The following is a 21,723-nucleotide window of genomic DNA, read 5'->3' as shown; positions in this document are numbered from 1 at the left end:
GCACCGGAGGTTGCCCGTAGCGCAGCGGAGGGACCCAGACCATCGGGTCGCCTTTTCTTTGGTGACTTTCTTTTGGCGACGCAAAAGAAAGTTACTTGCCGCCGGGCAACCCCCGGCTAGCTGGCACACCACTACAACCGCTGAAGTCAAAGAAGGCTTCAACCCTTCGACGAACTCAGGACAGGCCGAGCAGGAGCAAGCTCCTAATGCAGCTCGGCCGCCGGATCCCGCCCCATCAGCGCCGCCACCGCAGCAGCCGGCTTCACCTGGCCGTCGAGCAAAGCCACCACCGCTTCGGAAATCGGCATCTCGACACCCAGCCCCTGTGCCCGCTGCACCACCGTGCGGGCGCAATACACGCCTTCGGCCACATGGCCGAGCGACGCCACAGCCTGCGCCAGGCTCTGGCCTTGCGCCAGCAGCAGGCCCACCTTGCGGTTACGGCTCAGGTCACCGGTGGCCGTCAGCACCAGGTCACCCAGGCCTGACAGGCCGGTGAAGGTCTCTGGCCGGGCACCCAGCGCCAGCCCCAGACGGGTCATTTCGGCCAGGCCGCGGGTGATCAGCGCAGCGCGGGCATTGAGCCCCAGGTTCAGCCCATCGCACAGGCCGGTTGCAATCGCCAGCACGTTCTTGACGGCGCCGCCGACCTCGACCCCGACGATGTCGTCATTGGCATAGACCCGCAGCGTGGGACCGTGGAAAGCCGTTACCAGCGCCTCGCGCACCTCGGCATGTTCACTGGCGGCCACCAGCGCGGTTGGCTGGCCGCGCGCTACTTCTTGCGCAAAGCTGGGGCCGCTCAGCGCGCCTGCTCTCAAATCAATAGCTGTCTGCGCCCGTATTTCATGGGCCAGAAGCCCAAAAGGCTTCAAGGATGGGGCCGAGTCCCGCACCGGCGCCTCGAAGCCCTTGCAGAGCCAGGCCACGGGCGCCTCGAGATGGAGCATGCGCTGCAACATCCCGCGCAAGGCGGCAATGGGTGTGGCGATGACGATCAGGTCCTGGGGTCGCCCCAGCAGGGCGTCCAGCGATGCATCGGAGCCACCGGCCAGCAGCAGGGCGTCCGGCAAGGCCATGCCAGGCAGGTAACGGCTGTTGACCTTTTGCGCCTGCATCGCCGCCAGCTGCCCGGCGTCGCGCACCCACAAGGTGATCTGATGCCGCGGCAACGAGGACGTGCCAACCGCGCTGGCAGCGCTGATGGCCAGCGCAGTCCCCCAGGCACCCGCGCCGATGACGGCAACTTTCATGGCGGTGAGGCTGCTTGTGGCAAGTGAGCCAAGGCTGCTTTAAACGATGATTTGCGGCGCTTCCTGGGCAGCCGAAGCGGCTGCGGCCTGCTGCTGCTCGAACATGGCCTGGAAGTTGATTTCGGCCAGGTTGACGGGCGGAAAACCACCGCGCTGGATGACGTCGGCCACATTGCCGCGCAGGTAGGGGTAAACGATCTGCGGGCAGGCAATGCCCAGCACCGCATTGAGCTGCTCGGCCGGCATGTTGCGGATCTCGAAAATACCGGCCTGCTTGGCTTCAACCATGAACACGGTCTTGTCTTCGATCTTGGTGTGCACGGTGGCGGTCACGCTGACCTCGTAGAGGCCGTCGGTGATGGGTGTCGCCTCGACGCCCAGCTGGATGTCCACTGCGGGCTGCTCCTGATTGAGCAGGATCTCGGGCGAGTTGGGTTGCTCCAGCGACACGTCTTTCAGGTAAACGCGCTGGATCTGGAATACGGGTTCGAGATTGGCTTCGGCCATGAGGATCTTTCGGATTGCTTTAAAAATGAAAGCCTGCTGGACAGCAGGCACAGGACATTATCCCAGTTTGCTTGCCGTCTCCGGCCCTTGCCGGAGCGCACGGCAGGCACTCAGGCAGCGGCCAGCAAAGGCAGCAGGCCACCACGGCCGTCCAGTGCCATCAGATCGTCGCAACCACCCACATGGGTGTCGCCGATGAAAATCTGGGGCACGGTCCGGCGGCCGGTGATTTCCATCATTTTCTGGCGTTCGGCCGGCTGCATGTCGACACGTATTTCCTCGATTTCGGTGACGCCGCGCTGCTTGAGCAGCTGCTTGGCCTGAATGCAGTAGGGGCAGGAGGCGGTCAGGTACATCTTCACTGGGGACATCGAAATCTCCGGGTCGGTTCAGCAGGCAGCTTGAGGTTTTCAGGCCTTTTCAATGGGAAGGTTAGCTTCTTTCCACGATTTCAGCCCGCCCGCCAGGGTCTGGGCCTGCTGGTAACCCAGTTTTTTGGCCATCGCCAGCGCCCGGTTGGCGCGCGCACCGGAGGCACACACCAGAATCAGGGGAAGCGCCTTGTTTTTCACGGTGGCGGGCAGTTTTTCCTCGAATTGCCCGAGCGGCAGGTTTTTGGCGCCGACCACGTGGCCAGCCGCGAATTCCTCAGCCTCACAGACGTCAATGACCACGGCCTTCTCGCGGTTGATCAACTGCACGGCGCCGTTGGCGCTGAGCGAACCGGCCGCCATGCCGCTGGAAACCAGCGGCCAGAGCAGCATGCCGCCGGATGCCAGCGCGATGGCGATCAACATCCAGTTGTCGATGAGAAATTTCACTATAAGTCCTTCAAGGGTTTTGCAATTAAGGAGTGATTTTAGAATGCAGGAAGCGGCATGGGCTTTCCCGGACAGCTGACGCAGCCTTTGCCGGTCTTTTTTGGACGTTTTCCCCCGGCTTTTTCAGGCCTGACCTCTTTTCAACTTCATCATCCTGCCCCCACCATGTACAAACTAGTGCTTATCCGCCACGGCGAATCAACCTGGAACCTGGACAACCGATTCACCGGCTGGACCGATGTGGACCTGACCACCACCGGTGTGCAGCAGGCCATCCACGCCGGCAGGCTGCTCAAGAGCGAAGGTTATGACTTCGATCTGGCCTATACCAGCGTGCTCAAGCGCGCTACCCGGACGTTGTGGCATACGCTCGACGAGATGGACCGCACATGGCTGCCGGTAGTGCACAGCTGGCGCCTCAACGAGCGGCATTACGGGGCCCTGCAAGGCCTGAACAAGGCGGAAACCGCCAAAAAGTACGGCGACGAGCAGGTGCTGGTCTGGCGCCGCAGCTACGACACGCCGCCGCCACCGCTGGAGCCCAATGATCCGCGCAGCGAACGTGACGACCCGCGCTACGCCAGATTGAAACCCGGCGAGGTGCCGCTGACCGAATGCCTGAAAGACACCGTGGCACGGGTGCTGCCCTTCTGGAACGAGTCCATGGCGCCCGCCATCCTGGCCGGCAAGCGCATTGTGGTGGCGGCACACGGCAATTCGATACGCGCGCTGGTGAAGTACCTCGACAACATTGCCGACAAGGACATCGTCGGACTGAATATTCCCAATGGCATACCGCTGGTGTACGAGCTCGATGCCAGTCTCAAACCGCTGCGCCACTACTATCTGGGCGACAGCGAAGCCGTGGCCAAGGCCGAAGCAGCGGTGGCAGCCCAGGGCAAAGCCTGAACAAAGCCGGCCCGCTGGTTCGAAACTGCGTCAAGCGCGGGTAAAGGGGTGGAGTTTTTGAAACAATTTGACCTTCGGTCGCTCCCGGGCGCGCGTGGGGCGGGAACTGTTGTCAAGGGCCTTTCTCCAAGGTGTATATTGTTCCAAATTCTGTGACAACTGCCCGGGTACAGGGCGAATGAAGGTGTTTATGGGTCAGAAACTCAAGATAGCAGGCTGGATTTCCATCGGCGCTGTAGCCGGTGCGCTGACGACAGTGCAACTGCAGGCGGTTGCACGGGGTGGGCTCACACCCCTTCCGCTGGAAGAGCTGCAGCAACTGGCCGCCGTGTTCGGCATGGTCAAAACCGACTACGTGGAACCTGTTGACGAGAAAAAACTCATCACCGACGCGATTTCAGGCATGGTGGCCAGCCTGGACCCGCATTCGGTTTATTTCGACAAGAAATCCTTCAAGGAATTCCGTGAAGGCACCAGCGGCCGTTTTGTCGGCGTCGGCATTGAAATCGCCCAGGAAGACGGCTTGGTCAAGGTGGTTTCGCCGATTGAAGGCTCGCCCGCCGACCGCGCCGGCCTCAAGCCCAACGACCTGATCACCAAAATCGACGACACGGCAGTCAAGGGTCTGAGCCTGAATGAAGCCGTCAAGAAGATGCGCGGCGAACCAAAAACCAAGGTCGTGCTGATGATCTTCCGCAAGGACGAAAACCGCACCTTCCCGGTCACCATCACCCGCGAGGAAATCCGCACGCAGTCGGTGCGCAGCAAGGTCATCGAGCCAGGTTACGCCTGGATCCGCCTGAGCCAGTTCCAGGAACGCACCGTCGATGATTTCGCTGCCAAGCTCGAGCAGATTTACAAGCAGGAACCCAACCTCAAAGGGCTGGTACTCGACCTGCGCAACGACCCGGGCGGCCTGCTGGACGCCGCTGTCGCGGTGTCGGCAGCTTTCTTGCCGGAGAACGTGACCGTGGTGTCCACCAACGGCCAGCTGGCGGAAAGCAAATTCACTTACAAGGCCTCACCCGAGTTTTACCAGCGCCGCAATGCCGCCGACCCGCTAAAACGCCTGCCCGCAGCCGTCAAGAGCGTGCCGCTGGTGGTGCTGGTCAACGAAGGCTCGGCCTCGGCCAGCGAAATTGTGGCCGGCGCACTGCAGGACTACAAACGCGCGACCATCATGGGCAACCAGACTTTCGGCAAGGGCTCGGTACAGACGGTCCGGCCCCTCGGTCCTGACACCGGCCTGAAGCTCACCACCGCGCGGTACTTCACGCCCAGCGGCAAGTCCATCCAGGCCAAAGGCATCCTGCCTGACGTCATGGTGGACGAAACGCTCGAAGGCAGCCCATTTGCGGCCCTGCGCACGCGCGAAGCCGATCTGGAAAAGCACCTCGCCAGCGGCCAGGGCGCCGAAGTGAAAGACCCGGGCCGTGAAAAGGCCCGCGAGGAAGCGCTCAAGCGCCTGGAAGAAGAGTCCAGGAAGAGCCCTGAGCAACGCCGCCCGCCGGAATTCGGCAGCGACAAGGACTTCCAGCTTGCGCAAGCCATCAACCAGCTCAAGGGCCGCCCCGTGATGGTCAGCAAGACCATGGTCGAGCGCAAAGAAGAGAAGAAAGAAAACTGACCCAGGTTGGCTTTCTGCGGCCCGCCTGACTGCCAGAACGGACAGGCTGCGCGGCTTGCTCCGGCCCGCTCCTGCCCTCATGAACGACACCCAGCTGCTGCGCTACTCCCGTCACATCCTGCTCGATGAGCTGGGGGTCGAAGGGCAAAACCGGTTACTGGCTTCAAACGTGCTGCTGGTCGGGGCTGGTGGACTGGGCTCATCTGCCGCCCTTTACCTGGGCAGTGCCGGGGTAGGCCAGATCATGGTGGTAGACCACGACCGGGTGGAAGCCACCAATCTCCAGCGCCAGATCGCCCACACGCTGGCCCGGCTTGGGCAGTTCAAGGCAGAGTCCATCGCGCACGCCATTGCCGAGATCAACCCCGACGTGCGGGTGCAGGCGATCACCCGGCGTGCTGACGATGCTCTGCTCGACGAGCTGGTCCGGCAGGCGGATGTGGTGCTCGACTGCACCGACAACTTTGCGACCCGCCACGCCATCAACCGTGCATGCGTCAGGCATCACAAGCCACTGGTTTCCGGCGCCGCCCTGCGTTTTGACGGGCAGGTGTCGGTCTTCGACACGCGTCAGCCACAAACTCCCTGCTACGCCTGCGTTTTCCCCGAGGATGCGGCGCCTGAAGAGGCTGATTGCGCGACCATGGGCGTGTTTGCGCCGCTGGTCGGCATCATCGGCAGCATGCAGGCCGCCGAAGCCCTCAAACTGCTGTGCAGCGTGGGTGAGCCACTGGCCGGGCGCCTGCTGATGCTGGACGGGCGCGCAATGGCCTGGAACGAGATCCGCGTGCAGCGCCACCCGGGCTGCCGGGTTTGCGGCGTTCTACACATTGCTGCAGAAAGCGCCGGCTGACCACCTACCTGGCGGGTGCGCCGGGGCTGCCTGTTTTGAATGCAGTTGCCGCGGCCTGAGTGAGCACCTGGCTGCAGTTGGCATCCTGCCCCGGGCCGGTTTCAATGGTGGCGGCGAGTGCCAGCAAGGGATTAATGGCAGCCAGGGCCAAGGCAATACCGGCACGGCCTGCCAGCGCCCCCTTGTCGGGCCCGGCTGTCGGTGCCCCGAAAGTCCCGCCGATTTTGAGGGGAGAGCGAAAACTCAGGATGCTGTGGTCCTTGGGGGAGGGATAGAGCACCAGATCCAGCGTTTCATCGGCCAGGCTGACCCGGCCCTGGCCATTGACGACCGTATCTACCGTGTCCAGCACAATCGCCCGGCTCGTCATCAGACCTTGCTGGACCTCAAACGAGGCTGCCGCGCAACGAAGCCCGACATTGCGATCACCGCGCACCAGAAACTTGATGACCTCGCCACCATCCAGGCCCATGAACTCCAGCAGGATGTTGCTGATTTCACCGCTGCCCATGAGGAAAGCGACATTCCCCGAAGAAGACGCCAGCATCTGCGCGGTGGAGCCGCCCCGGCCTTTCAGGTCCACCTGGCCGCTGATGCGGCCCAGGCTGCTTTTGGTGGTTTCGATGGTGGGAAACAGCTGGTTGAGTTGAATGGCGCGCGCATCCAGCCTCGTTTCAATGCTTGACGGCGAGGTGTTGCTGTTGATCGCCAAGCGCCCGGCCAACTGGCCTCCCGCCACGCCGAGCTTCAAAGGCTCGAGTTCAAGCACGCCCTTGCGCAGCAGGATGTGCGCAGTCATGCTGTCCAGCGGCAAGGCCTTGACATGCCGGATGTCGGCAGCGCTGTACTGGACGTCCGCATCCATCGCCTTCAGGCGCGCAAAATCAAGTTTGGTGTCGGGCAGCACCCTGCCGGCGCGGCGGCTGTTTTTTTGCGGAGCTGGCGCCGCGGCTTTTGCCATGTCTTTCGGGACGTTGTCCGAAGGCTGGCCCACCATGGGCCCCAGGTCTTCGAAATCGAGCACGCGCGACTGTACTTTTCCAGACAGCAGCGGCACAGTCCTGGAGCGGTCAAAGGCGAGATCCCCACTCAGGTCGGACTTCCCGAGCACCCCCTTGATCTGTTTTACCGACCACAACAAACCCTGTTTGTTTAGCTGGCCCTGAAGCTTGTAGGGCGGTGTTCCTGGCAGCACCACACCCACCAGCTTGTACAGGTCTTCCAGGCTTTGCCCTTCTAGCTGGAACTGGGCATCGATGCCGGCGATCTCCGCCAGGTTGGTGATGGACCCGCTGGCCTTGAGCCGGGTGCGTCCGGCGGTGGCATTGATCTCCAGCGGAAAGCTTCCCGTGGTGTCGGCGCTGAGCTGCAAGACGCCGCCAGTGCGGCCCTGCGCGGTGAACGGTTCACCCTTCCACTTGCCACGCGCCTTGTAGCTCAGCGGCAAGGCGGAAGCGTCTTCCGCGAGCAGCGCAAAATCGGCGCTGATATCAGCACCTCGCGCCGCCACCAGATAGTTGACGGTGCCCTGGTCAACCAGCAGCTGACCTATCAGCGGAACGCTGCTTTCATCGGAGGTGTCTTTGCCCAGCGCCCAGGTGCGGCGCCCGTCAGCCTCCATTTGCAGCCCAAACTGGGGCTTGCGCAGGCTGACCAGCGGCAACTCGACCCGGCCGAAAAGCAGGGGCCAGAGGCGGACCTGGATTTCTGCGGCTTCCGCCTTGACCAGGTAAGGATCGCGCGCCCACGACGGGTTGGCAAACTCGATGCCGTCAGCCAGCACGCGGGTGGTTCGCCCCAGCTTGACCTCCAGCCGGCGGGTGATTTCAAATTGCCGCCCCGTCTTCTCACTGACATACCGGTTCAGCGGCCCGCGCATTGAGTCCCATGGGAAAAAAACCAGCGCAAGGGTGATACCAAGCACCAACAGCAGCACCCCGGCAACAAGCCGCCCACCCTTGGTCCGGTGAAAGGTGGAAATGGCATTGGTGAAACGGGTCATACGGCCAGCATGTAATCAGGAAAGACCGGGAAAGGCCCGATGCCTGCGAAGTCGGCCGGGAAAATAACGACGCAACGGAAAGCTCAGCCAACGACCCAGTGTCTGCCAGTCATCGAAAATTGCCCGTGGGCAACAGCCATCTGTAACTGTCAGTGCCAGCCTACAGCCAGGCTGTAGGCAACTTCCTACAAGCAAGCCCTTGGGACCCTGTCAAAATCATTCGGCGAAGATTGATACATTAGTTAACAGATAAAACTTATCCGGCATTCCCGGTCAGCGTAACCATTTGTGAAGGCTGCAAGACCCGTGATTGCAGACCTGGATTGAAGCTCAGTGGGACTAAAAACTTATATCGTCGAAGACAACGCAACAATCCGCGACAACCTGATGGCCACGCTGGAAGAGCTGGCTGGTATTGATGCGGTAGGTACGGCGGAAACGGAAAATGAAGGCAAGGCCTGGCTGCTCCAGACCGGCCACGCATGGGACCTGGCGATCGTGGACCTGTTTCTCAAACAGGGCAGCGGTCTGGGCGTGCTGGAGGCTTGCCGCAACCGCGAGCCGAACCAGAAAGTCATTGTGCTGAGCAACTACGCAACGACGGACATCCGCAAGCGCTGCGCCCAGCTTGGCGTGGACGCGGTTTTTGACAAATCCAACGAGATAGATGCGCTGATCGACTATTGCATTGCGCAATCCGGATCGGTCAGCGCCGGCCACGCCCTCAAATAAGCAGGGCGCGGCCTGCAGGAAGGTCTCAATCGATCAGCTTGTTTTTCAGGGCGTAATAGGTCAGGTCACTGTTGGACGCCAGGCTCATTTTTTCCATCACCCGGGTCCGGTAAGTGCTCACGGTCTTGACGCTCAGGGACAAGGCCTTGGCAATGTCTCCTGCGGTTTCCCCCTTGGCAAGCTTCAGGAAAACCTGAAATTCGCGCTCGGAAAGCTGCTCATGCGGCGTTGCGTCATTTTTCCGGTTCAGCTGCTGTGCCAGCAACTCGGCCACCGCCGGTGTGATGTAGCGTTTGCCCAGTGAAATGACACGGATCGCATTGACGATCTCCATCGGATCGCATTCCTTGTTCAGGTAACCGCTGGCGCCCTGTCGAATCAGGTTGACGGCGTAATGCTCTTCCGGATAACCACTGAGAATCAGAATGCCGACATCGGGCGCTTTCGCGCGAATCATCGCCAGGGCGTCGATGCCGCTCTGGCCGGGCATGGAGAGGTCCATGACCAGAATGTCCAGTTCGACGTTGCGCACCAGATCGATGGCTTCACGGCCGCTGGCAGCTTCGCCCACCACCCGCAAATCGACTTGATCCGAGAAGAACTGTTTGAGCCCGGAGCGCACGATGGCATGGTCATCCACAATTCCGATTTTGATCATTTCAGGTCCTCTTTGTAAGGTCCGCATTCGCCAGACGGCACAATGCAGCAACATAGCCTCGCGCAATTACGGGCTTATATTTCATTAGCGATTATTCACGAATTATTGACCAATACCGACCGGAGATCAGGATGAGATGGTTTGTAATACCCAAAATGGCTATCAGCCTGCCCCTGGCGGTGCTGGCGGCGGCCATTTTGATTTTCATCAATGAAGCCGGTTTCCGCCTGTCCACCCAGGCCGTCACCCGCATTGAAGAATCGCAGGCGACGCGAGGGGCTGTCAACCGGCTGCTGCAACACATGCTGGACGCCGAAACCGGGCAAAGGGGTTACCTGCTGACCGGAGACCCCAAGTACCTGGAACCGTATGACGTGGCCACCGCCGACATCAACCAGACCCTGGACGCTCTGCGCCGGCATTACACACCCTATCCCGAGGAACTGGCCGAGTTCGGCCTCCTGTCGCGCAGCGTGTCGCGCAAACTTGCGGAGATGGACTTGAGCGTTCGCATGCGCAAGCAGGGCAATGAGGAGGCGTGGAAGTTTGTGCTGACCACCGATGTGGGCATGGACCAGATGAACGCCATCCGCAGCCAGGTCGGCAAGCTGGTCCATGCCAGCAACAGCAAAATGGGAACGGCTCAGGCCCAGATCGTCCGTTCGCTGCATCTCTCGCGCATCGGCATCGCGCTGGTCGCGCTGGCCGGTTTACTGGCTTTCTACATGTATTTGCGGCAAACACGGGCCCTGCTGGACGCGGGCAAGCGTGAACAGGAAGCCCTGCTGCGCGAACGCGACCAGCTGGACAAGGAAGTGCGGGACCGCACCGCCACCCTGGCCGAACTGGCCACCCATCTGCAACAGGTGCGGGAAGATGAACGCGGCCACCTGGCGCGCGAGCTGCATGACGAACTGGGTGCGTTGCTGACGGCCGCCAAGCTTGATGTCGCGCGCATCAAGTCGCGGTTGGGTGCCATTTCACCGGAAGCAGCTGAACGCATGCAGCACCTGGTCGACACACTGAACAGCGGCATCGCCCTGAAGCGGCGGATTGTGGAAGATCTGCGGCCGTCTTCGCTATCGCATCTTGGGCTGGTGGCATCGCTGGAAATCCTGGCGCGGGAGTTCGAAGACCGGTCTGGACTGGACGTGACCACCGACCTCGAAACGGTCGAACTCGGAGGCTCGGCACAACTCACGGTGTACCGGCTGGTACAGGAGTCGCTGACCAACATGAGCAAATACGCCGAGGCCCGCCAGGCTGAGATCAGCCTGCATGGTTTCGAGGGCTACATCACGGTGGAGGTCAAGGATAACGGCGTCGGGTTCGATACCACGCAGATCAAGGGCACCAGCCACGGCCTGGCCGGCATGAAACACCGGGTCGAAGCAGCAGGCGGGCGCTTGACCATCACCTCGCGCCCCGGTGAGGGCACGCGCATCTCGGCGGTGCTCCCCAAGAAGCTTTAACGCGGAAGCAGCGTGCTGCGTTCCCGGCAGCACCGTCCAAAAAGCGGTCGGTGACGTCCTACAGCGCGTGGCCATACCGACCGACAAGGGCATCCGACCCTCACCGATGACCACGGGCGTTACCTCTGCTTAATCTTGCTACAGGTGTTTCAATTGCGAGCGCCGCAACCAGGGGCACTGCCCTGCAAGGAGATTCACATGCTGCACTATTCCGTTGTGTTCCTCGTGATTGCATTGATTGCAGCCGTGTTCGGCTTTGGCGGCATCGCCGCTGGTGCTGTCGAAATTGCCAAGATCCTCTTTTTCATCTTTGCCGTCATGGCCGTCGTCAGCTTTGTGGTTGGCCTGATGAAAAGAAACTGAATTCGCGCCACCCGGTCCATTCAGCCGCCTTGCCGACCTTCACGCTTTTTCCCCTCTTTCAAAGGACCATGAAATGAAAAACCCGCTTTCCAGAACCGACGAAACCTTGTCAGGTGCCGGCCGCCTGTCCGACCAGCTGATGAACGGTGCAGAAAAGGCCGTGGACAACACGCGCGCCATGGCCAATGACACCCTGGATCGGGCAGAGGACAAGGTACGCAACCTGCGCGGCAATATTGATCCGCTGGTCGACAAGCTGGCCAGCCAGGCGCAAAAGCTTGCGCGCCAGAGCCTGGACATGGCCTCCGAAGCGAGCGAACGCGCGCAACGGTCCATGCATCGTTACGCGGATGCAACCACGCGTTATGTGGCCAACGAGCCAGTCAAGTCCGTCCTGATCGCTGCTGCCGTGGGTGCGGCCGTGGCCTTGATGGTGGCGTCGTCGCTCCGGCATCGCGACGGCCACTGAGTCAGCCGTAGCTTCCCACGATCTGTCGACCACGCCAAGGCTCATGTTGCATCCCTTGTTTTCCGTTCTTGTCCGGCGGCCAGATCTTCTGGTAGACCATGTGTCCGGTTATGCCGCATTGATTCGGGAAGAGGCTTCGGAAGCAGGTGTGGAATTGCTGCAGCGCAGCCTCGCCTGGACGCTGGCAGCCATGTTGGGCCTCGCATTTTTGATGCTCACCGGCGTTGCCCTGATGCTTGGCGTGCTCATGCAGCAATTCCACTGGGTGCTCGTGGCCGTACCCGCGGTCATGCTCGTGCTGACGCTGGCTGCTGTCTTCAAGGCACGCACGCCTCTGCGCAGCAACAGTTTCGCCGATGTCAAAGCGCAGATTGATCGCGACGCGCAAGCCTTGCGCATGGTCGGCTGAGGCCTGCGGCGATGAACAATACGCCTATCACCGCCCAGCAACGGCTAGCAAACAGCCGCCAGGCGATCATTCGCCAGATGGGCCTTGAAGCGCCAGAAGACGACGGTTTTATGGACGGCTCGCCAACTGGTTCTGCAACTTACGCAGAAGAAAACAGCATTGATACTTCAGCGGGAACCTGGAGCTTGATGAAACAGGTGGCAGGCGCCTGGTGGCATGGTCACCCGGCACGGCTGGCGGTCGATTTCGCCAAGCCCGTGTTCCAGACCTTCGCTGAACAACAGCCGATGAGGCTCCTAGGCATTTCTGCCGGCATTGGCGCGGCGGCTGTCGTACTGCGGCCCTGGCGCCTGATCTCGGTGACTGGTTTGCTGCTGGCGGCACTCAAATCTTCGGAAATAAACGGCGCCGTCCACTCCATGTTGTCGCCCCGCAGAAAACGACATCCCTATCCGTGAATTCCCATACGCAAACCGACCGGCGTGGTGCCGTCAGTCGGCCAGCTTTGCAACTTTCCGCACCAACCACAGTTATAAACTTCAAGGAAAAATCATGAAATACGCTCGCGCAATTGCATTTGCCGCCCTGGCCGGCATCACCATCATCAGCGCCGGCTGTGCCGTTACCCGGGGCCAGGAAAGTGCTGGCTCCTATGTCGATGACGCCGCCATCACCACGGCCGTGAAAGCCAAGTTTGCGGCAGACAAGACGGTGGCAGCCACATCCATCAGCGTCGAAACGCTGAACGGCACTGTGCAGCTCTCCGGCTTCGCCAGATCGCCTGCCGAAAAGACCCAGGCTGAAACCATCGCACGCGATACCAAGAACGTCCGCGCTGTCCGCAACGACATCGTCGTTCGCCCTTGACCTTCCCGGTGTGAAGGCTGGCTCTGCCGGCCTGATCGCTCGCGGGGCCCAGCTTTCCAGAGCCGGGCCCCGTTCCGCTTGGGGCACTCATTCCGCGACAACAAGTGATGCCACCTCTTCTTCCCGGGAATCCGCGCAAAAAAAACTGCTGCAACCCCTCGGGGCCGGCAGCAGTGACGCGTTCAGCGACTAAATTGAACTCTGATCAGCTGGGGGTCACCATCAGCTGGTTGTTGACCGACGACACGCCCTGCACTCCCTTGGCAATGGCTGTGGCCTTGTCTTTCGCCGCGGCAGTAGGTGCAGGTCCATTCAAGGTCACCACGCCGTCCTTGGTGTCGACATTGATCTTGATGGCACTGAGGTCGGGATCCTGGGCCAGATTACCCGACACCTTGGCCGTGATGGTCATGTCATCGATCTTCTCGCCCACGCTCGTGCTGGCCTTCCTGCCGGCAACTTGAGCGTCTTTGGAAGCATCCTTCATGGCGTTGCCGGCATCCTTGGCGGCCTGCTCGGTTTTGGCTATGCCAGAATCAACGGACTGGCCAACAGTTTTGCCGCCATCCTGCTTGTTGCAGGCCGTCAGCGCCAGCAGCAGGGCAACGGAGCAGGCCGTGGCCAGAAGGGGCCGGCCCATTTGGGTTTGTGAGGTTTTCATGGAGACTCCTTGCTTTGAGATGGGTGTCGGAAGTCGTAAGCGCATTGCTCAGATCTTGTCGATCGCCTTCCTGGCGCTGTCCTTGAGGTTTTCCTTGGCGTCACCGTAACCTGCCTGGGTCTTGCCCTTGACCTGGTCGGCCATGCCTTCGGCTTCCAGCTTTTCATTGCCCACTACACGGCCGGCAACTTCCTTTGTCTTGCCAGTGGCCTGGTCCACACGGCCTTCAACTTGATGTTTGTTCATGGTGCTTCGTCCTTTGGAAAATGATGCGGGTGGCTTGATGCCAACCGTTATTCACTGTAGGGAGGACGATTTGCAGTGGCCCGTCGGCACCGTCGTATTTCCATGTAGGACGCCAGGCATTTCAGGCTGCAGACTCAGGGATGGCAGGAACCATGCTGCTTGCGAAAGAGGCGTGGCGGGAGTGCCTGCGGGTCGGCAAACAGGCCGCGCCTTGCGGTTTCAGCCTGTAGCTGCCGCTTCAGGTAAGGCCCGCCCTCGCGTCCGTAACGGTAAGACCAAGCGTGACCCTGGCCAACCATCCAGCCAGCGATATCTTCACCATCGACCTGGACGCTGGCGACGGCCCGACCGTAATCATCGTGGCGCCGGATGTCCAAGGTGACCACACGACGCGCCACCTTGCTGGCCAGAGCGGCGCGCGCGGCCCGGCCGCCAGCCTGGCAAATTTCGGGGGCATCGATGCCTTCAATGCGGACTTTCACCGGTTTGCCGCCTCCGGCGAGCCGGATCCAGAGTGTGTCACCGTCGGTGACACGCGTCACTTTTCCGCTCTCTGCCCATACCGGGCAGGCACCAATAGCTATCAAAAATATAGCGAGATGAAGCCAGGCGATGGCGAATCCGTCAGCTGTTTTTTTCATGCGCTGACGATCCAGCCTTCGAGCGAATCCAGATCGTCGGGCAGGCCGTAGCAGCGGGCACCCTGCTCGTGCTGGGCCTGCGCCCACGCGGCCTGCATCAGGCAAAGCACCGCATCCAGGCTGTCACCACTGGCATCGTCCACCAGCGTGTCGCGCTGGGCATGGCTGAGCTTCAGGCGCAGGCCTAGTCGAGTCTGGCCCATCTCCAGCGCGGTAATCAGATCCTTACGGGCAATCAGCCGGTCCGGTGTCTGCTTGAGCCTGTCATCACTTTTGTAGGGCCGCCGCCCGAGGATTTCGCGCGCCAGCAGGCCGGGGTAGCCCTCGAGCGCAATGCGCGACAGGTCGCCATCATGCAAGCCCGGCAAATGCACACCGGCAGCCAGCAAGCGGGGCGCGCCGGCATGCAGCATGTAGGCCACGGGCGGGTTGATCCATTTCATCGACGGACTGGAACCAGCTGGTTTGTCGGTGGCGCGGTGGGCAAACTTCGCGCCGGTGGGCCGCGCATCGCAGAACGCTGCAAACGCTTGCCGGATGTCAGCGCGGCTCAACGCGGCGTAATGCGCCATCAGCGCAGGCCAGGCAGCGGGCCAACCGAGATGCGCCACCAGCTCGCGCGGCAGGCCGAACGGAAAATCGAAAGCGCCCAGCCAGCCGGCAGGCTGGTGCAGCCAGGCGTCAAAAGCGTCCAGCGATTCGAAGCGCTCCAGCTTCGCCAGCTGGACACGCCCGTTTTTGCTGGTGCCGCTGGCCAGGACAATGGGTTTCCTGCGTGTGGGGGCGCTGGAAAAATCGCAGCCGACCAGGGAAACGGGCAACCCGCTCATCCCAGCGCCAGGGCCATCACACCCGCCGCGATCAGGGCCGCACCCAGCAACCGGGCCCTGCGGTCTCCCTCCCCCAGCAACTGGCCGCCGATCAGGGCGGCGAACAGCATGGAAATTTCCCGGGCCGGCGCGACGTGCGACAGCGGGGCCACTTTCATCGCGTACAGCACGAGCGCGTAGGAGATGGGGCTGACGACGCCGACAAAGACTGCATGTTTCCACTGCCGGCGCCAGAGTGCGGCAGCCTCTGGCCGGTCCCGCAGCACCACGGGCGCCAGCAGGCCCAGGCGGAAGAGGTTGCTCACGTACTCAAGCAGGATGGGCGATACCGCAAGTAGCTTGACCGCATAGCCATCCACCACCGTGTAGCAGGCGATGAACCCGCCCGTGAGCAGGCCGTAGCGCAAGCCCTTGCGGATGCGCTCACGCTGGCCGGGGTCCTGGCCGGCGCGCAGCAGCGCGGGCCCACCCGCGATCAGGAACACGCCACTCACCACTCCCGCGATGCCCGCCAAGCCCAGTGCCGTGATGCGCTCACCCAGGATGAAGATCGCCGCCAGCGAGGACAGCAGCGGGCCCGAACCCCTGGCCAGTGGATAAACCACCGTCAGGTCGGCCTTGCGGTAGCCGCGCAGCAGGCAGATGAAGTAGAGGATGTGGATGACGGAGCTGGCGAACACCACCGCCCACTGCACCAGGCCCCATCCGCCCAGTTCATCCAGCGCAACCCAGACGCCCAGCGGCGCCCAGAAAACCATCATCACGAAGCTTGTGAAGGCGGTGAAGCGTACATCACCACCGGCGTGCTTGGCCGCGATGTTCCAGCTGGCGTGAATCAGCCCCGCGAGGATGACGAGGGCAAGGGCGGAAAGCGGCACCGGTTGATCTGATAAAGGGGCTTGCTAGGGACGGTGAAGCACCGCATGCACCCTGGCCTTACCAGCCAGGGCCGCGGAACCGGCTTTGCCGGGCCGCAGGCGCAGCGGCCCCCTCGGGGGGCAGCGCAGTATGCGAAGCGACAAGCGCGGGGGCCCTATCTAGGCCCTTCCGCAGATGGCGGCAGTGGCCATCAGATCTTCCAGCAGAGCCAGCGACACCTTGCCGGAGACCGCGTAGGGGTCGAGTTCGGCCTTCTCGGAATACTTCAGCAGGATGGACGCGTTGACCTTGCTGACATTGACCTGGCCCATAGTCCAGCCGCCAAATCGCCGCTCGGTGATTTCTTCGTAGTGCAGCAGCACCACGTCCTTGTGGCGCGGATCTTTCTGGATGTGGCCATACAGGTCGCTGACCTGGTCGCGCCCGCCCTCCAGGGCCTGCAGGAAAATGCCGCCGCCGTAACACAGGATGCCGGTGATGCCGATGGCCGGGTTGTGGCTGCGCGACTGGGCCAGGATGGCTTCGGTGATTTCGCTGGAAGCAGGGTTGGCCGAGCGGCTGGCGTAAAGAAGGCGTACCAACATATCTATCCTTAGAGCCTGTCCGCACTATGTATGCAAGTGCGAACGTGGTGAAAACAGCGCCAATCTAGGCGCGCGACGACGCCCAGCCTGGGCGGCTGGGCTAGGAGTGCAACAACGAGTGGCGTTGTTTTCACCACGTTCCCTTCGGGTTGCGGCCAAAAAGGCCATGCGCAGCGTTGCAAAGCCTTGCCGGGCGCCAGCCCGGCTACATTTTGCGCCTCGCGCGTGGCCTTTTTGACTCGCAACGGATCTTGCATACATAGTGTGGACAGGCCCTAGCTGCTCTTTTTGGGAATGAGGGATAAAAACTCGCGGCGCAGGTTGGGGTCCTTGAGGAAGACGCCGCGCATGACGGAGTTGATCATCTTGCTGTCCAGGTCCTTCACACCGCGCCAGCCCATGCAGTAGTGGCTGGCCTCCATGACGATGGCCAGGCCGTCCGGCCGGGTTTTTTCCTGGATCAGGTCGGCCAGCTGCACCACGGCCTCTTCCTGGATCTGCGGCCGGCCCATGATCCACTCAGCCAGGCGCGCGTACTTCGACAGGCCGATGACATTGGTGTGTTCGTTGGGCATCACGCCTATCCAGAGCTGCCCGATCACCGGACAGAAATGGTGCGAGCAGGCACTGCGCACCGTGATCGGCCCGACGATGATCAGCTCGTTGAGGCGTTCGGCGTTGGGGAACTCGGTGATGGTGGGGCCGGCGACATAACGACCCTTGAAAACCTCGTTGAGGTACATCTTGGCCACGCGGCGCGCGGTGTTCTGGGTATTGTGGTCGGTCTGGGTGTCGATCACCAGGCTGTCCAGCACGCCCTTCATCTTGCCTTCGACCTCGTCGAGCAGTTGCTCAAGCTCGCCTGGCTGGATGAACTCGGCAATGTTGTCGTTGGCATTGAAGCGTTTTTTCGCCAATGCAAGGCGTTCGCGGATCTTGACGGAGACCGGCGTTCCCTCGTCAATCACCAGCGGGCTGTCAGGCGTATTGGATTTCATAAGCATGGGCCAGATGTTACCAGCCCGACCAAAAACAACCATGCCCCTTTTTTATGCAGGTTTTAGGCCTTTAGCCCTTATCCGGCGGGCACGGACAGCTATAAATTCAGGAGCGAATCCGGGCCTCCCGGCGGGCGGGCGGTCCGGAATCAGTAACGCTGCCCCGCCACCAGCAGGGCCAGGCGCATCAGGGCATAGGCCATGTAGTCCAGCACGCGCTGGCGCAGGGGCCGCCGGCTGTAGGCGGCAGCGTCCAGGCGCCGGCCTTCGTTGGCCAAGGCACGGAGCAGGCGCTGCTGCAGGTCCAGCGCAAAAGCCCGGTCATTCACCACGACGTTGGCCTCACGTGCCAGCAACAGGCTCAGGGGGTCCAGGTTGGACGAACCCACCGTGGCCCAGTGACCGTCGATCACCGCCACCTTGGCATGAAGGAAGCCAGCGTCGTACTCATGAATCTCGACACCCGCCTCCAGCAGCGCGCCATACACCGGCCGCGCCGCATGGTATTGCATGAAGTACTCGTAGCGCCCCTGCAGCAGCAGTGTCACCTTGACACCGCGCCGGGCAGCCCGGACCAGGGCCCGGCGCAATTTGCCGCCGGGCACAAAGTAAGCGTTGGCGATGATGATGTCCTCGTGGGCCTGACCGATGGCCTTGCGGTAGGCGCGTTCGATGATGCCGCGGTTGAGCAGGTTGTCTCGCAGTAAAAGTGCAGCCCTGGCGCCGGGCGGGGACGCAGCCGCATCGGCGGGGCGCCTGGCACGAAATGGCATGGCACGGCCCTGGCGGCCGCTGCGGCCACCGTAACCGGCCGCCTTGACGGCCTCCCATGCGGCACTGAGGTGACGCTGGCGCGCGCTGTAGCCCGCCTGCACGCGCCACCAAAGCAGCGCCATGGCATCTGAAGCTTGCGCCGCCAGCGGACCGGTGACCGCCACTGCGAAATCGAAGCGCGGCTCTGTCAGGTCACCGTGATTGGGATCGTAAAAGTCGTCAAGGATGTTGATGCCGCCGCAAAAAACGGTCTGCTCATCGACGACGCAAAGCTTGCGGTGCAGGCGACGCCAGCGCTCGGGCACCAGCAGGCCCAACACGGCGAATCGGCCGCGGCCCAGGGGCGCATACTCCCGCCACTGCACGCCCGCCTCTGCAAAGCGGGCCTGCCAATCGGCGCTGAGCGGGTCGGTGCCTATGCCGTCCACCAGCACCTGGACCAGCACGCCGCGCCGCGCAGCACGCAGCAAAGCCCGGGCGAGCTCCTCGCTGCGCCCGTGGAAATCGAAGATATAAGTTTCAAGCTGCACCCAGGCGGTGGCCTCGTCCAGCGCCTTGACCATCGCGGGAAACAGCGCCTGCCCGCCCTGCAGCAGTTGCAGCGCGTGTTGGGGGGTAAGCGAAGGCATGGGTCGCGAAGGGTCTCCGTGGAAAAGCAGGGGGGCTTGCGCCTGGTCACGCGCAGCCGGCCAGTGCATGCTCGTCCGGCCTACTGTAGAGCCTGCAAGGGACGTCCGCCCTTCCCTTTATGTCACGAATTGTGGCAACAACAAAATAGCTTCTGCATTGGAGGAGGAGTAGCAGAGATCGGCGGCGGCCAGCCAGGGTAGCCATTGATAAGCCGAATGTTCGCGCGCGCTGAGCGTGACCGCCGTCGTGGACGGCACGCACAGGCTGAACACATGTTCGGTGTTGCGCGCCACCTCTGGTGCATAGCGGTGCCGGTAAGCCGGATAAATGTCGTAGACATTGGCAAGCGCCCAGTCCCGCAAGTCTTGCGAGCGGGCCTGGATGCCGGTTTCTTCCATCACTTCACGCAGCGCAGTCTGCTCCAGCGGTTCGTCCAAAGCGTCCTTGGAGCCGGTCACGCTCTGCCAGAAACCGGGATGGTCGGCCCGCTCGATCAGCAGCACCTCCAGCGCCGGCGTGTGAATGACGACCAGTACCGACTCGGGAATCTTGAAGAAAGTCATGGCCTGGGTCCGCTTCTGTCTGAGCAGGCAGCGATGTGCGGGAGATGTACTGCTCCCGCGGCGCGCAACGCATATTGCCTGCCGCTACAAGACAAATCGGCCTCCAGCCCGGTAAATACGGTCGCCAGCAGCTATCAATATCGGAGCGCCCCGCTACACCGGCATCAGGCTGGTTGAGGATTGCGCAGGCGGATGTGCAGCTCGCGCAACTGCTTTTCGTCGACCGGGCTGGGCGCGTGTGTCAGCAGGCACTGCGCGCGCTGGGTCTTGGGGAAAGCAATCACGTCGCGAATCGACTCGGCGCCGGTCATCATGGTCACGATGCGGTCGAGACCAAACGCCAGACCACCGTGCGGCGGCGCGCCGTATTGCAGGGCATCCAGCAGGAAGCCGAATTTCTCCTGCGCTTCCTCGGGCCCGATCTTCAGCGCGCTGAACACCTTGCTCTGCACCTCGGCGCGGTGGATACGCACCGAGCCGCCACCGAGCTCCCAGCCGTTGAGCACCATGTCGTAGGCCTTGGCGATGCATTTGCCCGGGTCGGTGTCCATCCAGTCTTCATGGCCGTCCTTGGGTGCGGTGAACGGATGATGCACCGCGCTCCAGCGGTTGTTTTCCTCGTCGTGTTCGAACATCGGGAAGTCCACCACCCACAGCGGTTTCCAACCGGTGGTGAACAGGCCAGTCTTCTTACCGAACGCGCTGTGGCCGACTTTCAGGCGCAACGCGCCTATGCTGTCGTTGACGACCTTGGCCTTGTCTGCGCCAAAGAAAATGATGTCGCCGTTCTGCGCACCCGTGCGCTTGAGGATCTCGGCCACCGCTGCGTCATGGATGTTCTTGACGATGGGGCTCTGCAGGCCTTCGCGGCCCTTGCTCACGTCGTTGACCTTGATCCAGGCCAGACCTTTGGCGCCGTAAATCTTGACAAACTCGGTATAGCCGTCGATCTCGCCGCGGCTCATTTCGGAGCCGCCGGGCACGCGCAGGGCAACCACGCGGCCACCCGGAGTCGTGGCTGGCGCGCTAAAGACTTTGAAGTCCACATCGGCCATGACATCGGTCAGCTCAGTGAACTCCAGATTCACGCGCAGGTCCGGCTTGTCAGAACCGAAGCGATGCATGGCATCGCCATAGGTCATGACCGGGAACTCGCCCAGGTCGGTGGCCAGCACGGTCTTGAAGATGTTGCTGATCATGCCCTGGAACATGTCGCGGATGTCCTGCTCGCCCATGAAGGACGTCTCGATATCGATCTGCGTGAACTCCGGCTGGCGGTCGGCGCGCAGGTCTTCGTCGCGAAAGCATTTGGTGATCTGGTAATAGCGGTCAAAGCCCGCCACCATCAGCAGCTGCTTGAACAGCTGGGGGCTTTGCGGCAGCGCGAAGAACTGTCCTTCGTTGACACGGCTGGGCACCAGATAGTCGCGCGCGCCTTCGGGCGTGCTCTTGGTGAGCATCGGCGTCTCGATGTCGATGAAACCGTTGGCGTCGAGGAACTTGCGCGTCTCCATCGCCACGCGGTAACGCAGCATCAGGTTGTTTTGCATGTAAGGGCGGCGCAGGTCCAGCACGCGGTGTGTCAGGCGCGTGGTTTCGGACAGGTTGTCGTCGTCGAGCTGGAACGGCGGCGTCACGCTGGGGTTGAGCACGATCAGCTCGTGGCACAACACCTCGATCTTGCCGCTTTTCAGCGCCTCGTTGACCGTACCCTCGGGGCGCGCCCGGACCAGGCCTTTGATCTGCACGCAGAACTCGTTGCGCACGCCTTCGGCCGTGGTGAACATGTCGGCACGGTCCGGGTCGCAGACCACCTGCACATAACCCTCACGGTCACGCAGGTCGATGAAGATCACGCCGCCGTGGTCACGCCGGCGATTGACCCAGCCGCACAGGCTGACGGTTTGGCCCAGCAGGGCTTCGGTGACCAGGCCGCAATAGTGGGAACGCATTTGGGAAGTCATAGATAAGTCGC

At 62.0% G+C, this 21,723-nt stretch carries 26 protein-coding genes; 10 read left to right on the top strand and 16 right to left on the bottom strand.

Going from position 1 to position 21,723, the window contains the following annotated elements; all coding sequences use genetic code 11:
• Window positions 1-203 precede the first annotated feature (203 nt).
• The 4 genes from ABI660_RS02460 to ABI660_RS02445 form a co-directional block, all read right to left on the bottom strand.
• The gene (locus ABI660_RS02460) at window positions 204-1,253 is read right to left on the bottom strand and encodes an NAD(P)H-dependent glycerol-3-phosphate dehydrogenase (protein ID WP_348064590.1); all 1,050 of its coding nucleotides are present in this window, start codon (window positions 1,251-1,253) and stop codon (window positions 204-206) included.
• Window positions 1,254-1,292: 39 nt separating this feature from the next.
• Window positions 1,293-1,760: a protein-export chaperone SecB gene (secB, locus tag ABI660_RS02455; protein WP_077593947.1), complete on the bottom strand. Its 468-nt coding sequence runs from the start codon at window positions 1,758-1,760 to the stop codon at window positions 1,293-1,295.
• A 110-nt stretch (window positions 1,761-1,870) separates the two neighbouring features.
• Window positions 1,871-2,131 carry a glutaredoxin 3 gene (gene grxC, locus ABI660_RS02450; protein WP_348064588.1) on the bottom strand — a complete coding sequence of 87 codons (261 nt, stop codon included), beginning with the start codon at window positions 2,129-2,131 and terminating at the stop codon, window positions 1,871-1,873.
• 39 nt (window positions 2,132-2,170) lie between these two features.
• Window positions 2,171-2,581, bottom strand: a complete 411-nt coding sequence (locus ABI660_RS02445; protein WP_348064586.1) for a rhodanese-like domain-containing protein — start codon at window positions 2,579-2,581, stop codon at window positions 2,171-2,173.
• Window positions 2,582-2,746: 165 nt separating this feature from the next.
• Here ABI660_RS02445 and gpmA point away from each other — a divergent pair, with 165 nt between their 5' ends.
• The 3 genes from gpmA to ABI660_RS02430 all read left to right on the top strand — a co-directional run bounded on the left by gpmA (window position 2,747) and on the right by ABI660_RS02430 (window position 5,970).
• Complete coding sequence (gene gpmA, locus ABI660_RS02440) at window positions 2,747-3,490, top strand: 2,3-diphosphoglycerate-dependent phosphoglycerate mutase (RefSeq protein ID WP_348064584.1); 744 nt, start codon at window positions 2,747-2,749, stop codon at window positions 3,488-3,490.
• Between the two features lie 190 nt (window positions 3,491-3,680).
• Window positions 3,681-5,117, top strand: coding sequence for a S41 family peptidase (locus ABI660_RS02435; RefSeq protein WP_348064582.1), 1,437 nt, complete (start codon window positions 3,681-3,683; stop codon window positions 5,115-5,117).
• A gap of 79 nt (window positions 5,118-5,196) precedes the next feature.
• Complete coding sequence (locus ABI660_RS02430) at window positions 5,197-5,970, top strand: HesA/MoeB/ThiF family protein (RefSeq protein ID WP_348064580.1); 774 nt, start codon at window positions 5,197-5,199, stop codon at window positions 5,968-5,970.
• A 4-nt stretch (window positions 5,971-5,974) separates the two neighbouring features.
• On the opposite strand, the gene ABI660_RS02425 is transcribed toward ABI660_RS02430, so the two are convergent.
• Window positions 5,975-7,972 carry an AsmA family protein gene (locus ABI660_RS02425; RefSeq protein WP_348064578.1) on the bottom strand — a complete coding sequence of 666 codons (1,998 nt, stop codon included), beginning with the start codon at window positions 7,970-7,972 and terminating at the stop codon, window positions 5,975-5,977.
• Window positions 7,973-8,305: 333 nt separating this feature from the next.
• Here ABI660_RS02425 and ABI660_RS02420 point away from each other — a divergent pair, with 333 nt between their 5' ends.
• Window positions 8,306-8,704, top strand: coding sequence for a response regulator (locus ABI660_RS02420; protein ID WP_348064576.1), 399 nt, complete (start codon window positions 8,306-8,308; stop codon window positions 8,702-8,704).
• A 25-nt stretch (window positions 8,705-8,729) separates the two neighbouring features.
• Here ABI660_RS02420 and ABI660_RS02415 read toward each other — a convergent pair whose 3' ends face one another.
• On the bottom strand, window positions 8,730-9,362 hold the full coding sequence (locus tag ABI660_RS02415) for a response regulator transcription factor (protein WP_077593954.1): 633 nt from the start codon (window positions 9,360-9,362) through the stop codon (window positions 8,730-8,732).
• A 155-nt stretch (window positions 9,363-9,517) separates the two neighbouring features.
• Here ABI660_RS02415 and ABI660_RS02410 point away from each other — a divergent pair, with 155 nt between their 5' ends.
• The 6 genes from ABI660_RS02410 (at window position 9,518) to ABI660_RS02385 (ending at window position 12,942) form a co-directional block, all read left to right on the top strand.
• A complete protein-coding gene (locus ABI660_RS02410; RefSeq protein ID WP_348064574.1) occupies window positions 9,518-10,834 on the top strand; it encodes a CHASE3 domain-containing protein in 1,317 nt (438 codons plus the stop codon).
• A 198-nt stretch (window positions 10,835-11,032) separates the two neighbouring features.
• The gene (locus ABI660_RS02405) at window positions 11,033-11,197 is read left to right on the top strand and encodes a DUF1328 domain-containing protein (RefSeq protein WP_348064572.1); all 165 of its coding nucleotides are present in this window, start codon (window positions 11,033-11,035) and stop codon (window positions 11,195-11,197) included.
• Between the two features lie 73 nt (window positions 11,198-11,270).
• Window positions 11,271-11,666 carry a hypothetical protein gene (locus tag ABI660_RS02400; protein ID WP_348064570.1) on the top strand — a complete coding sequence of 132 codons (396 nt, stop codon included), beginning with the start codon at window positions 11,271-11,273 and terminating at the stop codon, window positions 11,664-11,666.
• A 55-nt stretch (window positions 11,667-11,721) separates the two neighbouring features.
• Window positions 11,722-12,075 (top strand): hypothetical protein, encoded by a 354-nt coding sequence (locus ABI660_RS02395; protein WP_348064568.1) that lies wholly within the window; start codon window positions 11,722-11,724, stop codon window positions 12,073-12,075.
• Between the two features lie 11 nt (window positions 12,076-12,086).
• Complete coding sequence (locus ABI660_RS02390; RefSeq protein ID WP_348064566.1) at window positions 12,087-12,533, top strand: hypothetical protein; 447 nt, start codon at window positions 12,087-12,089, stop codon at window positions 12,531-12,533.
• A gap of 94 nt (window positions 12,534-12,627) precedes the next feature.
• Window positions 12,628-12,942: a BON domain-containing protein gene (locus tag ABI660_RS02385; protein ID WP_348064564.1), complete on the top strand. Its 315-nt coding sequence runs from the start codon at window positions 12,628-12,630 to the stop codon at window positions 12,940-12,942.
• A gap of 205 nt (window positions 12,943-13,147) precedes the next feature.
• Here the strand turns inward: ABI660_RS02385 and ABI660_RS02380 are convergent, their stop codons facing one another.
• The 10 genes from ABI660_RS02380 to aspS all read right to left on the bottom strand — a co-directional run bounded on the left by ABI660_RS02380 (window position 13,148) and on the right by aspS (window position 21,700).
• Window positions 13,148-13,603 carry a BON domain-containing protein gene (locus ABI660_RS02380; RefSeq protein WP_348064562.1) on the bottom strand — a complete coding sequence of 152 codons (456 nt, stop codon included), beginning with the start codon at window positions 13,601-13,603 and terminating at the stop codon, window positions 13,148-13,150.
• Window positions 13,604-13,651: 48 nt separating this feature from the next.
• A complete protein-coding gene (locus ABI660_RS02375) occupies window positions 13,652-13,849 on the bottom strand; it encodes a CsbD family protein (protein ID WP_348064560.1) in 198 nt (65 codons plus the stop codon).
• Window positions 13,850-13,983: 134 nt separating this feature from the next.
• Window positions 13,984-14,490 (bottom strand): thermonuclease family protein, encoded by a 507-nt coding sequence (locus tag ABI660_RS02370; protein ID WP_348064558.1) that lies wholly within the window; start codon window positions 14,488-14,490, stop codon window positions 13,984-13,986.
• Entirely contained in the window at window positions 14,487-15,320 is an 834-nt protein-coding gene (locus tag ABI660_RS02365) for a DUF429 domain-containing protein (protein ID WP_348064556.1), read from the bottom strand. Before ABI660_RS02365 ends, ABI660_RS02370 begins: the two co-directional genes overlap by 4 nt.
• The gene (locus ABI660_RS02360; protein WP_348064554.1) at window positions 15,317-16,198 is read right to left on the bottom strand and encodes a DMT family transporter; all 882 of its coding nucleotides are present in this window, start codon (window positions 16,196-16,198) and stop codon (window positions 15,317-15,319) included. The genes ABI660_RS02365 and ABI660_RS02360 overlap by 4 nt, the downstream gene beginning before the upstream one ends.
• Window positions 16,199-16,357: 159 nt before the next feature.
• Window positions 16,358-16,783, bottom strand: a complete 426-nt coding sequence (locus ABI660_RS02355) for a BLUF domain-containing protein (protein WP_348064552.1) — start codon at window positions 16,781-16,783, stop codon at window positions 16,358-16,360.
• 275 nt (window positions 16,784-17,058) lie between these two features.
• Window positions 17,059-17,787 carry a GTP cyclohydrolase I gene (gene folE, locus ABI660_RS02350; RefSeq protein WP_348064550.1) on the bottom strand — a complete coding sequence of 243 codons (729 nt, stop codon included), beginning with the start codon at window positions 17,785-17,787 and terminating at the stop codon, window positions 17,059-17,061.
• 143 nt (window positions 17,788-17,930) lie between these two features.
• Window positions 17,931-19,184, bottom strand: a complete 1,254-nt coding sequence (gene clsB / locus ABI660_RS02345; protein WP_348064548.1) for a cardiolipin synthase ClsB — start codon at window positions 19,182-19,184, stop codon at window positions 17,931-17,933.
• Window positions 19,185-19,301: 117 nt separating this feature from the next.
• Entirely contained in the window at window positions 19,302-19,748 is a 447-nt protein-coding gene (nudB, locus tag ABI660_RS02340) for a dihydroneopterin triphosphate diphosphatase (RefSeq protein WP_348064546.1), read from the bottom strand.
• 164 nt (window positions 19,749-19,912) lie between these two features.
• Complete coding sequence (gene aspS, locus ABI660_RS02335) at window positions 19,913-21,700, bottom strand: aspartate--tRNA ligase (RefSeq protein WP_348064544.1); 1,788 nt, start codon at window positions 21,698-21,700, stop codon at window positions 19,913-19,915.
• Window positions 21,701-21,723 lie beyond the last annotated feature (23 nt).

Source organism: Polaromonas sp., from assembly GCF_039930745.1.
Lineage (GTDB): Bacteria > Pseudomonadota > Gammaproteobacteria > Burkholderiales > Burkholderiaceae_C > Polaromonas.
Note: the sequence above shows the minus strand (reverse complement) of the source record. Positions and strands in the feature narration are given on the sequence as shown.

What these genes read in the sequence shown, in the direction of transcription:
- ABI660_RS02460 (WP_348064590.1), bottom strand. Translation starts at nt 1,253, where the DNA reads ATGAAAGTTGCCGTCATCGGCGCGGGTGCCTGGGGGACTGCGCTGGCC.
- secB (WP_077593947.1), bottom strand. Translation starts at nt 1,760, where the DNA reads ATGGCCGAAGCCAATCTCGAACCCGTATTCCAGATCCAGCGCGTTTAC.
- grxC (WP_348064588.1), bottom strand. Translation starts at nt 2,131, where the DNA reads ATGTCCCCAGTGAAGATGTACCTGACCGCCTCCTGCCCCTACTGCATT.
- gpmA (WP_348064584.1), top strand. Translation starts at nt 2,747, where the DNA reads ATGTACAAACTAGTGCTTATCCGCCACGGCGAATCAACCTGGAACCTG.
- ABI660_RS02435 (WP_348064582.1), top strand. Translation starts at nt 3,681, where the DNA reads ATGGGTCAGAAACTCAAGATAGCAGGCTGGATTTCCATCGGCGCTGTA.
- ABI660_RS02430 (WP_348064580.1), top strand. Translation starts at nt 5,197, where the DNA reads ATGAACGACACCCAGCTGCTGCGCTACTCCCGTCACATCCTGCTCGAT.
- ABI660_RS02425 (WP_348064578.1), bottom strand. Translation starts at nt 7,972, where the DNA reads ATGACCCGTTTCACCAATGCCATTTCCACCTTTCACCGGACCAAGGGT.
- ABI660_RS02415 (WP_077593954.1), bottom strand. Translation starts at nt 9,362, where the DNA reads ATGATCAAAATCGGAATTGTGGATGACCATGCCATCGTGCGCTCCGGG.
- ABI660_RS02410 (WP_348064574.1), top strand. Translation starts at nt 9,518, where the DNA reads ATGGCTATCAGCCTGCCCCTGGCGGTGCTGGCGGCGGCCATTTTGATT.
- ABI660_RS02405 (WP_348064572.1), top strand. Translation starts at nt 11,033, where the DNA reads ATGCTGCACTATTCCGTTGTGTTCCTCGTGATTGCATTGATTGCAGCC.
- ABI660_RS02400 (WP_348064570.1), top strand. Translation starts at nt 11,271, where the DNA reads ATGAAAAACCCGCTTTCCAGAACCGACGAAACCTTGTCAGGTGCCGGC.
- ABI660_RS02390 (WP_348064566.1), top strand. Translation starts at nt 12,087, where the DNA reads ATGAACAATACGCCTATCACCGCCCAGCAACGGCTAGCAAACAGCCGC.
- ABI660_RS02385 (WP_348064564.1), top strand. Translation starts at nt 12,628, where the DNA reads ATGAAATACGCTCGCGCAATTGCATTTGCCGCCCTGGCCGGCATCACC.
- ABI660_RS02380 (WP_348064562.1), bottom strand. Translation starts at nt 13,603, where the DNA reads ATGAAAACCTCACAAACCCAAATGGGCCGGCCCCTTCTGGCCACGGCC.
- ABI660_RS02375 (WP_348064560.1), bottom strand. Translation starts at nt 13,849, where the DNA reads ATGAACAAACATCAAGTTGAAGGCCGTGTGGACCAGGCCACTGGCAAG.
- ABI660_RS02370 (WP_348064558.1), bottom strand. Translation starts at nt 14,490, where the DNA reads ATGAAAAAAACAGCTGACGGATTCGCCATCGCCTGGCTTCATCTCGCT.
- ABI660_RS02365 (WP_348064556.1), bottom strand. Translation starts at nt 15,320, where the DNA reads ATGAGCGGGTTGCCCGTTTCCCTGGTCGGCTGCGATTTTTCCAGCGCC.
- ABI660_RS02355 (WP_348064552.1), bottom strand. Translation starts at nt 16,783, where the DNA reads ATGTTGGTACGCCTTCTTTACGCCAGCCGCTCGGCCAACCCTGCTTCC.
- folE (WP_348064550.1), bottom strand. Translation starts at nt 17,787, where the DNA reads ATGCTTATGAAATCCAATACGCCTGACAGCCCGCTGGTGATTGACGAG.
- clsB (WP_348064548.1), bottom strand. Translation starts at nt 19,184, where the DNA reads ATGCCTTCGCTTACCCCCCAACACGCGCTGCAACTGCTGCAGGGCGGG.
- nudB (WP_348064546.1), bottom strand. Translation starts at nt 19,748, where the DNA reads ATGACTTTCTTCAAGATTCCCGAGTCGGTACTGGTCGTCATTCACACG.
- aspS (WP_348064544.1), bottom strand. Translation starts at nt 21,700, where the DNA reads ATGCGTTCCCACTATTGCGGCCTGGTCACCGAAGCCCTGCTGGGCCAA.